Source organism: Rhizobium vallis (genome assembly GCF_003985155.1).
GTDB classification, from domain to species: Bacteria; Pseudomonadota; Alphaproteobacteria; order Rhizobiales; family Rhizobiaceae; genus Rhizobium; species Rhizobium vallis.
Window position 1 is genome coordinate 424,161 of sequence record NZ_ML133688.1, and the last position, 14,921, is coordinate 439,081.

Below are 14,921 nucleotides of genomic sequence, written 5' to 3' on the forward strand. Positions count from 1 at the left end.
TACTCAGATTTGCCTCGTGAGTAAAGAAGAAGCGGACGATCCGGCACCGAAGCGACGTCGGGCTTCTATCCGCCGTAGGTCATCGTGTAATTCTGCAGCGCTGATTTCAAGGGCTGGTCGATCTCATCGTCCAGCGGCCCATCGAAAAGGCCGCGTCGCAAGAGGCTTCTTTTCAGTGCCGTGCGGGTGAAAGGCGAAAACGCCTTCAACTCATCGACAATCTGTCGGTCGCCCTGCTGGATTGCCACGAGAATGCTTTCCGCTGCATTATCCGAACTGAAGGTCGCATCATAAGCATAGGCCAGTCGATAGGCGGCTCTTCGGTATCCCGCGTCAGCCGCCCGCAGATACCACTTGATGGCCTCTTGCCGGTTGGCAGCAATTCCGAGGCCATCATCGTAGAAACGCCCGAGAGCGAACATGCCACCAGCCGAATTCAGCTCGGCGGATTTCTTGTAGTATTGGAATGCGATAGCCTGATCTTGATCCTTCCCGTTCTCGTAATACCCCGCAAGATTAAGAGCGCCGGCCGCAGATCCCGCATCGGCTGCCTTTTGAAACCAGTTGCGGGCGATTGTCTGGTCCTCTTTGGTGCCGATGCCATTCTGGTAGTAGTAGCCCACGGCGTTCATCGCTTCAGGATATTGCTTGAAGGCCGCCATCATGAACCAACTGAGCGCCTTGGAGCGATCAATAGGCACGCCCTGCCCGTATTCGTACATATCGCCCAGGGAGTATTGCGCTTTCGCATTGCCATAGGCTCCGGCCTTCGTCAGCCATTCCAAAGCTTTGCCGAAATCCTTCTGGTTTCCATCCGCTCCTCGATAGAGCGTCCCGAGCCTGTACATCGCGTCGGCAGATTTCTTGTTCGCCGCCGCCTCGTACCACTCGATCGCTTTCGCATAGTCGCGGGTTACCCCATCGCCGTCCTCATATTTGATACCGAGGAGGATCATCGCCGTGGCATTACCGGCAGCCGCGCCTTTTTCCAGATAGTCGATCGACTTGCCGTCGTCCCGTGGCAGGTTGGCATCATTGGCGTACATTTCGCCAAGCTTGGCGAAGGCCTCGATATATCCGTTCTCTGCAGCGGTCTTGAACCAGTGTACAGCCTCTCTCGAATCCTGAGCCGTACCCTCGCCTCTTTCATACAGAAGCCCAACACAATACTGGGCCTTGGCCGAACCACCTTCTGCCGCCTTGAGATACCAGACAAAGGATTTTTGGGCGTCGGCAGTCGTCCCGGAACCGTCATAGGAGCGGTCCGCGACTTCGAGAAATGCGTCGGCATCTCCGGCTTCCGCCGCCTTCTGGAACCATTCGAAAGCTTTCACCGCATCCTTTGCAAGACCGCTGCCGTCTTCATAACCATAGGCAAGGACCCGCATGGCGTCTGTCTCGCCGGTCGCTGCCGACTTCTCGAGCCATTTCACGCCATTTTCGATGTCGCGAGGACCACCTGTTCCGAAATAGAGCGATTGGCCGAAATGGCGGGCACCGTTCGAATCTCCGAGTTCGGCAGATTTTTCATACCAGATGCGGGCTTCGCGTTCGTCCACCGGCACACCTTTGCCTTCTTCATACATAATGCCTACATCCACAATGGCGCGGGAATCTCCACGAGAGGCGGCTTCCTTCATCCAGTACATGACTTGGCCATAGCGCGGATCGGGCATCTTCCAGAAAAGCAAAGCCTTGCCGCGATAAGCAGCGACTATCCCTTGCGCAATTGCCTGATCCAGCAGGGCCTCTGCCTTTGCGAAGTCTCGCTCCGTTTCCTTGCCCGCGATGTAGACGTCTGCCAGCGTCCTCATCGCACTGCCGTCGCCAAGCGCCACGGCTTTCTCGAGGAGATCGAGTGCCGTCTTTTTCTGCGCCTTGTCCCCCTCTCTCAGATAATATCGGGCAAGCGTCCTCATTCCATCGGCGGAACCTTTCCGCACCAGGTCATCCAGCATGGCAACGGCACGGCTGGCGTTCTTTTCCGTTCCAATGCCTCTCGTGTAAAGGAATGCGAGGTCCGTTATCGCTCTCTCATCGCCCTGTTGTGCTGCGGCTGAAAGCAGTTCGAAAGCCCGCTCGGCATCCACCGGAGCACCGATCCCGTCCAGATACCCCCAGGCAAGCGATCTTTTCGCCGGAACATAGCCCAGCCGGTCGGCAAGTTCGAAATAGGAGCGCGCCATGACGAAGTCCTGCGCAACGCCCCATCCCAGCTTATACATTTCTCCGAGATAATCGGCGGAGCGCGGATCGTTTTTTTCTCTTGCCTTTCTCAGCCAGGACAGTGCGGTATTGAAATCGCGCTCACGCCCGAAACCGTAGGCAGATGCCTCCGCCAGATAATCCATGGAAGGTGCGTGCCCCTGGGCCGCCAGCTCCTCGAATCCGGCAAGTGCCGGCTCATATTGCTGAAGGTTGAACTTGCTGGCGAGCCAGAAATAACGGGCGTCGGTGGAGCCTGGTTCTGCCTGCAAATAGGCTTCGCAAGCGGCAAGTGCATTCCGCCAGTAAGCGAGATTGTCGATTTCTACGCCGTCACGCGCAAGATGGCGGCACTTGGCTTCCGGTGCGGAGTCAACTGCGTTTGCAGCAGCTACGGGAGAATTGGCAATAGAGACGGCGAGAAAAAGTGACGCGGTCGCGAGAAAGTTGAAGAGTTTCATCAGTGACGGAATTTCAAAAACCAGGACAGGAAATACAGTGATATCTGTCACCTATTCAACTGCAAGTACATTTTTTCTCCGGTGATGAAAACATTTGAAGACGTGTTCTCCCTGCATCTAATCTGGCACATCGGTCAGGAGCGGGATCGTTTCCCGTCCGAGTAAAGAAGAAGCCGGCCTAGATGATCATTTCGGCAAGGCCGCACACCGTGTTCCAGTTGCGCATCGTGCCGACGCCGAGCCGTTTGGTGGTCAGGGCCGAAAGCAGTTTGGATTGGCTCGGTTTGCCGGCGAAATCGATCCAGACGTCGCCGCCGACGATGGCGATGCGCTGGCCTTCGGACATTAGCGGCTTCAGGGCCTCCACCTTTTCCGGGTCGACCGGCAGGCGCATCACCCGGACGATGACCTGATCACCACTGCCGTCCTTGAAGGGGTTGGTGCTGCAAAGCGCCATCCAGGTGCAGTCGCTGCGCACGATGATATCGACATGTTTGCCGAACTTCTCTTCGAAGGCCTCTTCCAGCGCGACCTCGAGTTCGTGCGGCCGCATTTCGTCGGCCTCGAAGACAAGATTGCCTGTTGAAACCAAGGTGCGCGGTTCGCGATAGCCGAGCTCCTTGGCAAGCGCGCGCAAATCTTCCATGATGACGCGGCGGTCGGGCGCCAGGACGATGCTGTGGAGGAGCGCTACGAACATGCTCATGGCCGCCGGAACTCCCATGCGCAATCAGGCTTCGTCATGGCGCTCCCCCCTCTTGCGTCCGATGGAGAGGTAACGCCATGGCATCCACCAGCGAAAGTCTTGGCCGAGCATTTCCGGGACCTGATCGAGGCCGCTGGTGCCGCCCGGGCCGCAGCGGCCGACGCGAAACAGCGTCATCCATCCGCCCGCCCAGAGCCCGTGACGGGCGATCGACTCGTAGCCATATTCGGAGCAGGTCGGGATGTGGCGGCAGGAATTGCCGACGAAGCCCGAAAGCGTCAACTGATAGAAACGGATGAGCCCCATACCGAGCAGGCGGTCGGGAGTCTTGCGGAAAGGGCCGGCATAGTTGCGAGAACGGTGTGCGGTCGTTTTGCGCGGCTTTTCGGAGCCGGCGGCGCCACCGTCGTCCTCATCGCTGGCCTGCAGGGCGCAGAACTCGCACATTTCGGTTACGCCTCGACAATTTCCGCCCGTTTCGCCTCGATCTGCCCGATCGCATCGACCACCGCATCGAAAGTCAGCATCGTCGAGGCATGGCGGGCCTTGTAATCCCGCACCGGCATCAAATAGCGCATGTCTTCGAAGCGCCCGGCGGGTCCCGCTCCATCCGCCTTCAACATGGCGAGCATGTCCTGGCGTGCCTGGCGCAGTTCGCCCGATGTGGCTCCGACGACATGGCGGGCCATGATCGAGGACGAGGCCTGTCCGAGCGCGCAGGCCTTCACGTCATGGGCAAAATCGGTGACGATATCGCCGTCCATCTTCAGCCAGATCCGCACCTTCGAGCCGCAAAGCTTGGAATGGGCCTGGGCGCTCGCATCCGCATCCACAAGCGTTCCGGTCAACGGAATATTGCCGGCGAATTCGAGAATTTTGCTGTTGTAGATGTCGTCCATGCTGGATTCCGCTCCAAAATCGCTGCGGATCGGCCGTATCGGCCTGTTATTGTCGTCGAAACAAAAAACACACCGTGTCGCCTAGGGATACTTACATACCATGACGGTCTTCCTATATGTATGTCGTTCGAAGGCCATGAAAATGCAATGGCCTCGTGTAAGTTTGATTGGGAAACCGTGCCGGATGGGTATTGAATCAGCCCTGAAAGCCCCGGAGCCTGCCAAAGGTGCATGACTTCCCGCATGGGACTGACCAGTGGCGATTCCGACAGACGGGTCCGCGATGCGGACCAGGAGACCATTGATCATGGACGCCATCGTGAAGAATTTTCCGCAGACCAACCGTGAGTCTGATCGGCCTTCCCAGCAGGAGGCGGAGGAAGCCGTTCGCGTTCTGCTGCGCTGGGCCGGCGACGATCCGACACGGGAAGGCCTGCTGGAAACGCCGGCTCGCGTCGCCAAATCCTACCGCGAGCTTTTCGCCGGCTACGATATGGCGCCGGAAGACGTGCTCGGCCGCACCTTCGAGGAGGTTGCCGGTTACGACGATATGGTCCTCGTCAAGGACATTCCGTTCTACTCCCATTGCGAACACCACATGGTGCCGATCATCGGCAAGGCCCACGTCGCCTACATGCCCGACGGCCGCGTGCTCGGCCTGTCGAAGATCGCGCGTGTCGTCGAGATCTACGGCCGCCGACTGCAGACGCAGGAAACGATGACCGCGCAGATCGCCCGGGCGATCGACGATACGCTCAATCCGCGTGGTGTCGCCGTGATGATCGAGGCCGAACATATGTGCATGGCGATGCGCGGCGTTCAGAAGCAGGGCTCGACCACGTTGACGACGACGTTTACCGGAACGTTCAAGACCGAACCGGCCGATCAGGCCCGTTTCATGACCATGGTGCGGAGCCGCTGATACCGGCTCCCTCAGGAGGGCCGCGATGAGCCAATTGATCTTCAGCCAACCATCCGAGGACAAGTCCGCGTTGGAAGACGCCGGTGATTTCACGCCGCGTTTCGACGACCGCGGCCTGATCACCGCGATCGTGACCGACGCCGGCGACGGCGAACTGCTGATGGTGGCGCATATGAACGCCCAGGCGCTGGCGCTGACCATCCAGACCGGCACGGCCCATTATTTCAGCCGTTCGCGCGGCAAGATCTGGAAGAAGGGCGAAACCTCGGGCAATCTTCAGACGGTCAAGGAAATTCGCACTGATTGCGATCAGGACGCCATCTGGCTGAAGGTCGAGGTCGCCGGTCACGACGCCACCTGTCATACCGGCCGCCGCTCCTGCTTCTATCGGACGATCACGCTTCAGGACGGAAAGCCGATGCTTGATATCGTCGATGACGAACGTCATTTTGATCCGCAGGACGTCTACGGAAAATAGCCGGAATTACCCGGTATCTGCCCCTTATTGCGCCAAAAACCGCTTCTATATACCATTTGGAAACTGAACGGGCACACTATCGGAAACCAAGTGTTCTGCTGGGAGGGGAGAACGCCATGCTGAGCTGGAGTCTGCATCGTCAAAGCTCTGAGGGCGAAGGCGCCGGTTCCGATATCTCCACCACACTTGAAACGCTCCCGCCTCCCGCGCCCGTCAAGAGAATCAAGATCGCTCTCGCGCTCGGCGGCGGTGCCGCCCGCGGCTGGGCTCACATCGGGGTGCTGCGCGCCCTTGACGAGGCAAAGATCGAGATCGGCATGATTGCCGGCACTTCGATCGGTGCGCTGGTCGGCGGTTGCTATCTCGCGGGCAAGCTCGACGAACTCGAAAGCTTCGCGCGCTCGCTGACCATGCGGCGCATCGCAAGCCTTCTCGATCTCACCATCGGCGGCAGCGGCCTCTTCGGCGGCATGCGGCTGACCAAGCGCATGCAGGAGCATCTCGAAGGCCTGAACGTCGAAGACCTCGACCGGCCTTTCGTCGCGGTTGCCGCCGAGGTCAATACCGGCCACGAGGTCTGGATCGCCAATGGTTCGCTGATCACGGCGCTGCGCGCTTCCTATGCCCTGCCCGGGATTTTCGAGCCGGTGCGCAGCAACCACCGCACGCTGGTTGACGGCGCGCTGGTCAATCCGGTGCCCGTCTCCGTCTGCCGCGCCTACGAGCAGCCGCTCGTCGTCGCCGTCAATCTGAACTACGATCTTTACGGCCGTTCGGCCGTCGTCCGGCATAATGCCAGCCTCTCGCCGCAGGAGGTGCAGAAGCAGGAAGAGGCGCCTTATGCGCGCCTCGGCATGACCGGCGTCATGGTCCAGGCCTTCAACATCATCCAGGACCGGATTGCCCGCGCCCGCCTTGCCGGCGATCCCCCCGATATTTCGCTGCAGCCGCGTCTCAGTTATATCGGCCTTTCCGAATTCCACCGGGCCGGCGAAGCGATCGAACGCGGCTACGAGGAAGCCAGAGCGCGGCTCCCCGAAATCCAGCGCATGCAGGAAGTCTACGCCAGCCCTCCCTGATGCACGTCGCGGTTTTGGAACGACATGCATCAAACAGGTCGGCGAAAACCTCAGCCGGCGATATAGGCCTTGATTTCCTCGGTCTCGCGCTCGACTTCGGCGATGCGTGATTTCACCACGTCGCCAATCGAGATGATTCCGGCGAGCTTGCCATTGGTTTCCACCGGCACGTGACGGAAACGGCGACTGGTCATCAGCTCCATCAGCTCATTGACGGTCGTCTCTTCATGGCAGCGGTAGACCTTCGCGGTCATCACCTGGGCAAGTGACTGGTCGAGACCGTCCTTGCCGTGTTTGGAGATGGCGTGCACGAGGTCGCGCTCGGTGAACATCCCCGAAATCCGGTTTTCCATGCCGACGACGACGATGGCGCCGATCTTCTTTTTACTCAGGATGTTGGCCGCCTCGGCGACGGTGGTGTTCGGCCCGGCGGTGACGACGTCCCTGCCCTTCCTGTCGAGGATTGCTTTAACTGAACTGGTCATTCGAACCTCCTATGTCCGTGAAACACTTTTCACAGGTCCGCGACGGTTTCTCCCCCCAGCGCGGATATAGGTCGATGGTGCACCGCCCCGCTCAGGATTGCAATATATCCTTCTTGGTGCCGGCAGCTTCCACAGGCGGGCGCGGCGCCCGGTCGAAAAGCGAAAAAAGCAGGAAGCCGAAGACGAAACCGCCGATATGCGCGTCCCAGGCGATCGCCTGATCGCTGTCGCCCGCAAGCGGTATGCCGACGGCGATCAGCGCGTTGCCGACCAACCAGAGCAGCATGAAGATAACGACGGTCCGGCTCTTCAGCGCCTCGAAGATGGAGAGCCGGGCGTTGAGATGTGTCGGCATGGACAGCATCGGCCGCTGCTCGGCCGGAAAGGCGAATCGGCAGGCAGCTCCCATCAGGCCGGAGATGACTCCCGACGCGCCGATCAGCAGCGATATGTCGCCCCAGTTGAGCGCGGTGTGCAGGGCGGCGGATGCGATCGCGGAAAGAATCCAGAAGAGCACGAAGCGCAGCGTTCCGATCCGGCGCACCACCGGTGCGCCGAAAGCCATGAGCCAGAATCCGTTGAAGACGATATGCTGGACGCTGCCGTGCAGCAGCGAATAGGTGACGGGCGTCCAGAACAGTTCCAGCCCCTGCTGCGACAGCGGAATCACATAGCGCGCGGGAACGAAGCCGAAGGTGAACAGCAGCCAGCCCACTGCATCGTCGGACAGCACGAGCGTCTGCACCGCATAGATGACGATCAGCAGGCAGAGGCTGAAGAACAGTGCCGGTGGAAGATTGAAAACCGGTACGCGCGGTGGCCGTGCCGGCGGCTGGACCTCGGGAGGTTCGGGCGCCTTGTTCGGTTCGGCCGTCTGCTCATTCATCTGTGTTTCGCCTCATTGAGGCCACAGCCATACAGGAGCGCCTGTCAAAAAAAAAGCCGCCCGTAGTGTCGGACGGCGTAACCCGGAACTCCTGGAAAGACCCGGCCCGGGGAGGTTGTGCAGAACTTCGAAAGTCGAAGCGATGGCAAGACAGTGTCACGAGAGGCGCCCCATCTCAATCGAAACCGTTTCTTAACCTTAACCGCCGCGGTTTGGCATGAAATCCGCAAGGTAAAGCCTGTAAGGGCCATGACGGCCTGAAATTGCTCCGGAATGGGACAGGTTGGTGTGAAATGCGTTTACAGACGACCATCGAAATATTTGACTACTGGAACCGTATCCGCGGCACCGCGGATGCACCGTTGAAATCCCAGGTCGAACCGTCCGCCGTTCCCCATCTTCTTCAGAATCTCTTCATTCTGGAGACGCGCGACGGCGGAGACATCGGTTTTCGGCTTGCCGGCACCCGCATCTGCGATCTTTTCGGGCGAGATCTGCGCGGCGAACGTTTTTCTTCGCTCTGGGCGCATGGTCAGCATACCGATATCGAACGCACGGCAAAGGGCGTAATGGACCACGCCATGCCGGCCCTGTTCAATGCCACCGGCTACAGCACCATTGGCCATCAGGCGTCTTTCGAGATCGTCATGATGCCGCTGCGCTCATCGGACGGCGCCTGCGATCGGCTGCTCGGCGCGATCACGCCGGCAGCGGCTGCGAGCTGGTTGGAGATCGTGCCGCTCGAATTCCTGGCGCTGGACCGCAGCCGTCTGCTGCCGACAAATTTCGGCAAGGCCGCGCCGGCCCCCGTGCGCCCGATCAATGAGATCGTCGCCGGTAGAGGCGCCCGTTTCGGCCAGGTCATGCGCCGCATGATGTCGCAGCTGCTCAGCGTGGAAGCCCGTTGACGGTCCCGTTTCGGGACAGCGGGCATACTCGTTTTCGGCTATGCTGGAATGGGGCGAAACAACCTTCTGTTAATGGATTGCAGGTAAAGATCGAGCTCTGCGATTTTCATGAAGAAGCCTTTTGATGCACTCGTTCCAGCCAGCTCAGACGCAAAGACCTGCGCCGCGCCCTGAACAGGGCGTTTTCCAGCGTGTGCCCATCAATATGCAGGGCCGGCTGATGCTTGCCAACTACGAGGAATTCGAATGCATGGTGATCGACATGTCGCCTGGCGACATGTACGTCACCTGCCTTGGGCGACCCCGCGCCAGCGAACGCGTGGTTGCCTATATCGACCACCTCGGTCGCGTCGAAGGTTATGTTCAGACGCTCGACAGCCGCGGCTTCACCATGTCGATCAATGCCACCGACCGCAAGCGCGAGAAGCTCGCCGCCCAGCTCACTTGGCTTGCCAATAAACACGAGCTCGGCCTGCCCGAGGATCGTCGCCACGACCGCCTGACGCCACGCGACGTGAAGACCGAACTCACGCTTGAGGACGGCACCCGTTATTCCTGCCGTATCATGGACCTTTCGCTGTCGGGCGCAGCCGTCGACGTAGAAATGCGTCCCTCAATCGGAACGGCGGTACGTCTCGGCAACATGCGCGGGCGTGTCGTTCGCCACTTCGTCGAAGGTGTGGCGATCGAATTTCTCTCGATCCAGTCCCGCGAGACGCTGCGCGAATTCCTTTAGAGCATGTCGCGCAAAAGTGTGCAGCGGTTTTGCGGTCAGGACATGCGTAAAAACAAAGATCTAAAGCGCGACAAGCGAATCTGAAAGATCGCGACGCGCTTTAACCGTCTTCCATTCGTCACTCCTGTATCGGATAAGGTTCGCCTCAGTCCCAGGCGCGCCAATGTCACCTCTTTATCCTGAAATCGAACCATACGATCACGGCCTGCTCGATACGGGCGACGGCAACCTGATCTATTGGGAGGCCTGCGGCAACCCGGCGGGCCGACCGGCGCTGGTGCTGCATGGTGGGCCGGGCTCCGGCTGTTCGGCCACGGCGCGGCGCTATTTCGATCCCGACGCCTACCGGATCATTCTGTTCGATCAGCGCAATTGCGGTCGCAGCCTGCCGAGCGCTGCCGATCCCGGAACCGATCTTTCTCTCAACACCACCTGGCATCTCGTTGCGGATATCGAACGGCTGCGGACCCATCTGGGGATCGACACCTGGCTCCTTCTCGGCAATTCCTGGGGCTCGACGCTGGCGCTCGCCTATGCCGAAACCCATCCGAGCCACGTCGCCGCGATCGTCATATCAGGCGTGACCACCACGCGCCGCTCGGAGATCGACTGGCTCTATCGCGGCATGGCGCCCTTCTTTCCCGAGGAGTGGCACCGTTTCCGTCAGGCGATTCCCCCAGGCGTGCAGGGGCAGGACGAGGATATGGTCGTCGCCTACCATCGTCTTCTCAACGATCCCTGCCCTGCAACACGCCTCAAGGCGGCGCGCGACTGGCATGACTGGGAAGCGGCCTCGATCCTGCTCGCCGATCCCGAAGGCCTGCCGCGCCGCTGGGCCGATCCGGCCTATCTGCTGACGCGCGCCCGCATCATCACCCACTATTTCGTGAACGGTGCCTGGCTGGAAGAAGGCGTGCTGCTGAAGAATGCAAAGCGGCTCAGCGGCATTCCCGGTATCCTATTGCAGGGAAGGTTCGATATAGAGGCGCCGCTTGTCACCGCCTGGGAACTGGCCCGCGCCTGGCCGCAAAGCGAGCTCAGGATCATCGCGCGCGCCGCCCATTCCACCTCTAATCCCGATATGAGCGCGGCGATCGTTGCCGCCATCGACCGATTTCGCGACTCTCCTCAAAAATAATTTCTCCGCCGTAACCACGGATGTGAGCCATATTCTGGTTCTGAGCCGGCCGAATCGGCCGATTTCGGTTGAGTCGTTCGCCGGCCACGCGACGCCGCCCGCTTCTCGTGGCGCACCGGATGTTACCCGGCTCAACGAAAATCCTTAACGTCAGGGACGGCAAACCAAGCCTTTCGAGGGCGAAAGCCTTGTCGCGTCGATTTCAATTTTAATCGATTTCGCGACAAATCTTCGTCGAATTTTATGCGCATTCGAGTTTGTTTTGAGTCAATATTTATCGGCATTTGAATCAACTAAGCCTTTAATTCTATTGCGTAATTTTGCGTGAGATAAAAACGTATGTGCCATTGTCGCTTCAACTTACGGGGAGACGGCAATGACAACTGCGAATATCCTGAAAGGCGGCCTTTGGGCTGGCGCCATCATCATGGCAATGGCGGGTTCGGGACAGGCGATGCCCGCCAGCATGGCACTGGCAGGCAATGCCAGCCCGCCGATCGGACACTACGAATTCTGCAAGGCGAATCCGAAAGAATGCGCCTATGCCGGCGGCGATGCCGGACCGGCCATCCTCACCGAGGATCGTTGGAAAGAAATCCTCAAGGTCAACTACACCGTCAATTCGACGATTCAGCCGGAGACGGATGAACAGATCTACGGTGTCGAAGAGCACTGGGCCTATCCCACAACGGTCGGCGATTGTGAGGACTATGCCCTCCTGAAGCGCAAGATGCTGATCGACGACGGCTTCTCGCCGTCCGACACACTGATCACGGTCGTGCTGCAGCCGAACGGCGAAGGCCATGCCGTGCTGACGGTCCGCACCGATCACGGCGACTTCATCCTCGACAACATGCGCAACAAGGTGCTGCTGTGGTCGGATACCGAATACACCTATCTGAAGCGCCAGTCCGCCGACGATCCGGCTCGCTGGTCGAAGCTTCAGGACGGCCGCACTGTCGCGGTTGGTAGCGTCAAGTAAGAACGCCCGCCGGCTCTGCCGGCGGCAGGCCTCGGCCCGGTCAGTCCCCGCATACCCGTCCCGACCGGTGCCCAAGAGCCGTTCCCGCTGTCCCGGGAACGGCTCGCCCATTTCTAGAGCCTTTCCGGGTTAGATTGCAGCATTCTGTTGGCTCAAACGGAATCGGATGGTCGACCGGCCGGCGCGCGTCGTAGCCCAGTTCTACGGCCAAGCCGGCCGGTCGATCAGGCGGCCCGTTTCAGCCAACCCGAAGGGCCGGGCATCTTTCCGGCAGGATCAAAGGCGATCAGCTCGGACGTACCTTGGGGTATGCCCTGCGCCAATCGCCTTTGCCCTGACGAAAACCTGCTCCGGCAGAATGCTGCAAGCTAACCCGGAAAATCTCTAGCCTATGGTGACGCTGTCCCGGGACCGCACACCGTCCCCAATTATTAGCGAATTGTTAACCTTGTTGGTCCGATGATGACGATCAGATTCATCATCGGCATCAGCGGCTCATGTTCATCTTGCGGCGGACCGAAACGCGAAGAACCGCCATGAGCCACGCCGCGCACAGCGCACCAGACGAGCAGCCGCTCCTTTCCATGGGTTTCCTGCTCCGCACGATGACTGTGATTTCAGTCCTCGCCGTTCTGACCGTCGCGATCAGCATCGGCGGGCGCTGGTTCGGCCGGCATATCTCTCTTGCCGGCAATACCGACAGCACTGATGAAATCAGCCTGACCATTGGTCGCGATACGGTGAAATTTCCCGAAAATGCGATTCGCTTCCCGAGCCAGAGGCATGAAGGTGCGGCCGAGCGCGTCGATCTCTACCTCGCATGGCCTGATATGCAGGGTTACGGCAAGGCAAACCACCTGCGATTCGACGATATTGCTCAGTCCTCCGGCCTGATCTTCCTGCAGATCACCCAGGGTACGATGTCGCGCGACATGTCCGGGCGGCTGGAGCCGATCTATTCGCATCTGCTCGAAGGAGCGCCCGAGCCGTTTCGTGACGGCCTGACGCTGCATCGTCTTCGCGCCGACGCGGGCTACGGTGACGAGGTGCTGTTGACGGCGCCAGTCAAGGGCGGGCCGGACTACGTCGTGCGCTGCATATTGCCTTCAGCCCCGGACAAGGCGGCGAGCGGAGATTGTCAGCGCGATATCAAGGTCGGTAGGGACCTCAGCGTTCTCTACCGCTTCTCCAGCAGCCATCTCGACGACTGGGAACATATTGATGCCGCTATCCGCACCTTTGTGGAAGCGCGGCTTGTGAACCATTCCCAGACAAGTTCCTAAAATGCATCCCGGCAGGCGAAATAAACGATTCATCATAAACGGATTGGTAACGCCCAACCGTTAGTTTCAAACGACGGACTGTGCGGCGGGAGGTGTGCGGATCCGGCCGACAATCTGAAGTGCCAAATATCTGAAATGCAAGCGAAGAGTGGAATAGTGTCAAGGTCAGTCTCCTCCGTATCATCGTCCCGATCCGGTAGCTTTTTCGTAAGGCTGTTGGCGGCCCTTTCTGTGGCTGTCACGATCGTCCTGGTCGATTCGATAAGTGCCGAAGCGGAAGCGGCAAATCCGAAATATGCGGGCATCGTCGTCGACGCCAAGACCGGCAACGTTCTCTACAGCGAGAATGCCGATCGGCTGCAATATCCAGCCTCGCTGACCAAGATGATGACTATCTACATGACCTTCGAGGCGCTGGAGCAGGGGCGCATTCGTCTCGATACGCCAGTTCCCTTCTCCGCTCACGCTGCAGCCCAGGCGCCGACCAAGCTCGGTGTGCGCGCCGGTGGCACGATCACCGTCGAACAGGGCATCCTCGGTCTCGTCACCCTTTCGGCCAATGATGCTGCAACCGCCCTCGGCGAAATGCTCGGCGGCGGCAGCGAGGATCGCTTCGCTCAGTTGATGACTGCCAAGGCGCATGCGCTCGGCATGACACGCACCACCTATCGCAATGCCAATGGCCTGCCGAATACGGCGCAGATGACGACGGCGCGCGACCAGGCGCGCCTCGGTATCGCGCTTCGCCAGCATTTCCCGCAATATTACGGTTATTTCTCCACCCGCGCCTTCAAGTTCGGCACCCGCACGATCCGCAGCCATAACCGACTGGTCGGGTCGGTACGCGGCGTCGACGGCATCAAGACCGGTTACACCAGGGCAGCCGGCTTCAATCTGGTGAGCTCGGTACAGGTGGACGGCAAGTCGATCGTCGGCGTCGTGCTCGGCGGCGCCTCGACACCTGCCCGCGATACCCAGATGCGCAATCTGATTGCCACCTACCTGCCGAAGGCTTCGAGCCGCGGCGGTTCCTCGGCGCTGATCGCCCAGGCAGCCCCTGCCCCTGCGTCTGCGATCATTGAGACGCCCGCTCCCGTCGAGCCTCCGAAGGCTCCGCAGCAGGTCGCAAAAACGATCACACCAGCACAGCCGCCGGTTTCGGCCGCCGTCGCCGATCTAAGCCTGCCGCAGAAGGGGCCGCAGCCGGATGCGCGCTATCAGGTCGCCGAAACCGAGGTGGCCTACGCCGAAACCGCTGCGCCGAAGACCGACAATCCGCTGGTGGCCCAGGCAATGCCGGCGCCGACCAAAGTCAAGACCAAGACCTTCAAGCCGCAGGCCGCTGCCGCCGCCCCATCCGAAGACAACGATGCCGCCGTCGATAACGTCACCACCGCGTCTACCAGCCCGACCACGGCCAAAGACGGGCCGGCTGGCTGGGTCGTGCAGGTCGGCGTTTCACCGAGCCGGCAGATGGCCATGGATCTGCTGGATAGCGCCAAGAACAAGGGCGGCAAGGCACTGGCCTCGGCAAAGCCTTTCGCGGTCGCCTATGGCGACGGCGGTGGCCAGGTTTATCGCGCCCGCTTCGGTGGCTTCGACGACCAGCGCGACGCCATCAACGCCTGCAAGGCCTTGAAGAAGGCCGGCGTCAAGTGCTGGGCAGCCGCCCAATGACCTATTCGATGCTGCCCACGCAAGTGCCGGCGGCATCGGTGAAGGCCGGAATCGGTGTTTGCGTTTCCGGCCACCA

The 14,921-nt window shown here is 60.1% G+C and carries 15 protein-coding genes; 9 read left to right on the top strand and 6 right to left on the bottom strand.

The genetic code is table 11. From position 1 onward, the window contains the following. Positions 1 to 65 precede the first annotated feature (65 nt). The 4 genes from EFQ99_RS11970 to EFQ99_RS11985 all read right to left on the bottom strand — a co-directional run bounded on the left by EFQ99_RS11970 (position 66) and on the right by EFQ99_RS11985 (position 4,271). On the bottom strand, positions 66 to 2,666 hold the full coding sequence (locus EFQ99_RS11970) for a tetratricopeptide repeat protein (RefSeq protein WP_126921245.1): 2,601 nt from the start codon (positions 2,664 to 2,666) through the stop codon (positions 66 to 68). Between the two features lie 178 nt (positions 2,667 to 2,844). Beyond that, positions 2,845 to 3,372: a DUF1697 domain-containing protein gene (locus EFQ99_RS11975; RefSeq protein ID WP_126921246.1), complete on the bottom strand. Its 528-nt coding sequence runs from the start codon at positions 3,370 to 3,372 to the stop codon at positions 2,845 to 2,847. Positions 3,373 to 3,396: 24 nt separating this feature from the next. Continuing rightward, positions 3,397 to 3,819: a membrane protein insertion efficiency factor YidD gene (yidD, locus tag EFQ99_RS11980; protein WP_126921247.1), complete on the bottom strand. Its 423-nt coding sequence runs from the start codon at positions 3,817 to 3,819 to the stop codon at positions 3,397 to 3,399. A gap of 5 nt (positions 3,820 to 3,824) precedes the next feature. After that, entirely contained in the window at positions 3,825 to 4,271 is a 447-nt protein-coding gene (locus EFQ99_RS11985) for an iron-sulfur cluster assembly scaffold protein (RefSeq protein ID WP_126921248.1), read from the bottom strand. Positions 4,272 to 4,578: 307 nt separating this feature from the next. On the opposite strand from EFQ99_RS11985, the gene folE reads away from it, so the two are divergent. The 3 genes from folE (at position 4,579) to EFQ99_RS12000 (ending at position 6,750) form a co-directional block, all read left to right on the top strand. Next, positions 4,579 to 5,193, top strand: a complete 615-nt coding sequence (gene folE / locus EFQ99_RS11990; RefSeq protein ID WP_126921249.1) for a GTP cyclohydrolase I FolE — start codon at positions 4,579 to 4,581, stop codon at positions 5,191 to 5,193. A 25-nt stretch (positions 5,194 to 5,218) separates the two neighbouring features. Further along, the gene (gene hisI, locus EFQ99_RS11995; protein WP_126921250.1) at positions 5,219 to 5,671 is read left to right on the top strand and encodes a phosphoribosyl-AMP cyclohydrolase; all 453 of its coding nucleotides are present in this window, start codon (positions 5,219 to 5,221) and stop codon (positions 5,669 to 5,671) included. Between the two features lie 116 nt (positions 5,672 to 5,787). Beyond that, positions 5,788 to 6,750 (top strand): patatin-like phospholipase family protein, encoded by a 963-nt coding sequence (locus tag EFQ99_RS12000; protein ID WP_126921251.1) that lies wholly within the window; start codon positions 5,788 to 5,790, stop codon positions 6,748 to 6,750. A gap of 50 nt (positions 6,751 to 6,800) precedes the next feature. Here the strand turns inward: EFQ99_RS12000 and EFQ99_RS12005 are convergent, their stop codons facing one another. Together EFQ99_RS12005 and EFQ99_RS12010 are read right to left on the bottom strand one after the other, a co-directional pair. Then, positions 6,801 to 7,235, bottom strand: a complete 435-nt coding sequence (locus EFQ99_RS12005; protein WP_126921252.1) for a CBS domain-containing protein — start codon at positions 7,233 to 7,235, stop codon at positions 6,801 to 6,803. A 91-nt stretch (positions 7,236 to 7,326) separates the two neighbouring features. Next, complete coding sequence (locus tag EFQ99_RS12010) at positions 7,327 to 8,121, bottom strand: rhomboid family intramembrane serine protease (protein ID WP_126921253.1); 795 nt, start codon at positions 8,119 to 8,121, stop codon at positions 7,327 to 7,329. 263 nt (positions 8,122 to 8,384) lie between these two features. Between EFQ99_RS12010 and EFQ99_RS12015 the strand changes: the two genes are divergently transcribed. The 6 genes from EFQ99_RS12015 to EFQ99_RS12050 all read left to right on the top strand — a co-directional run bounded on the left by EFQ99_RS12015 (position 8,385) and on the right by EFQ99_RS12050 (position 14,845). Continuing rightward, positions 8,385 to 9,029, top strand: a complete 645-nt coding sequence (locus EFQ99_RS12015) for a PAS domain-containing protein (RefSeq protein ID WP_126921254.1) — start codon at positions 8,385 to 8,387, stop codon at positions 9,027 to 9,029. A gap of 124 nt (positions 9,030 to 9,153) precedes the next feature. After that, entirely contained in the window at positions 9,154 to 9,765 is a 612-nt protein-coding gene (locus EFQ99_RS12020; RefSeq protein WP_126921255.1) for a PilZ domain-containing protein, read from the top strand. 163 nt (positions 9,766 to 9,928) lie between these two features. Continuing rightward, positions 9,929 to 10,903: a prolyl aminopeptidase gene (gene pip, locus EFQ99_RS12025; RefSeq protein WP_126921256.1), complete on the top strand. Its 975-nt coding sequence runs from the start codon at positions 9,929 to 9,931 to the stop codon at positions 10,901 to 10,903. Between the two features lie 376 nt (positions 10,904 to 11,279). Next, entirely contained in the window at positions 11,280 to 11,885 is a 606-nt protein-coding gene (locus tag EFQ99_RS12030; RefSeq protein WP_126921257.1) for a transglutaminase-like cysteine peptidase, read from the top strand. A gap of 497 nt (positions 11,886 to 12,382) precedes the next feature. Further along, positions 12,383 to 13,168, top strand: a complete 786-nt coding sequence (locus EFQ99_RS12045; protein WP_126921258.1) for a hypothetical protein — start codon at positions 12,383 to 12,385, stop codon at positions 13,166 to 13,168. A 135-nt stretch (positions 13,169 to 13,303) separates the two neighbouring features. Then, a complete protein-coding gene (locus EFQ99_RS12050) occupies positions 13,304 to 14,845 on the top strand; it encodes a D-alanyl-D-alanine carboxypeptidase (protein ID WP_126921259.1) in 1,542 nt (513 codons plus the stop codon). The last annotated feature ends 76 nt before the right edge of the window (positions 14,846 to 14,921 follow it).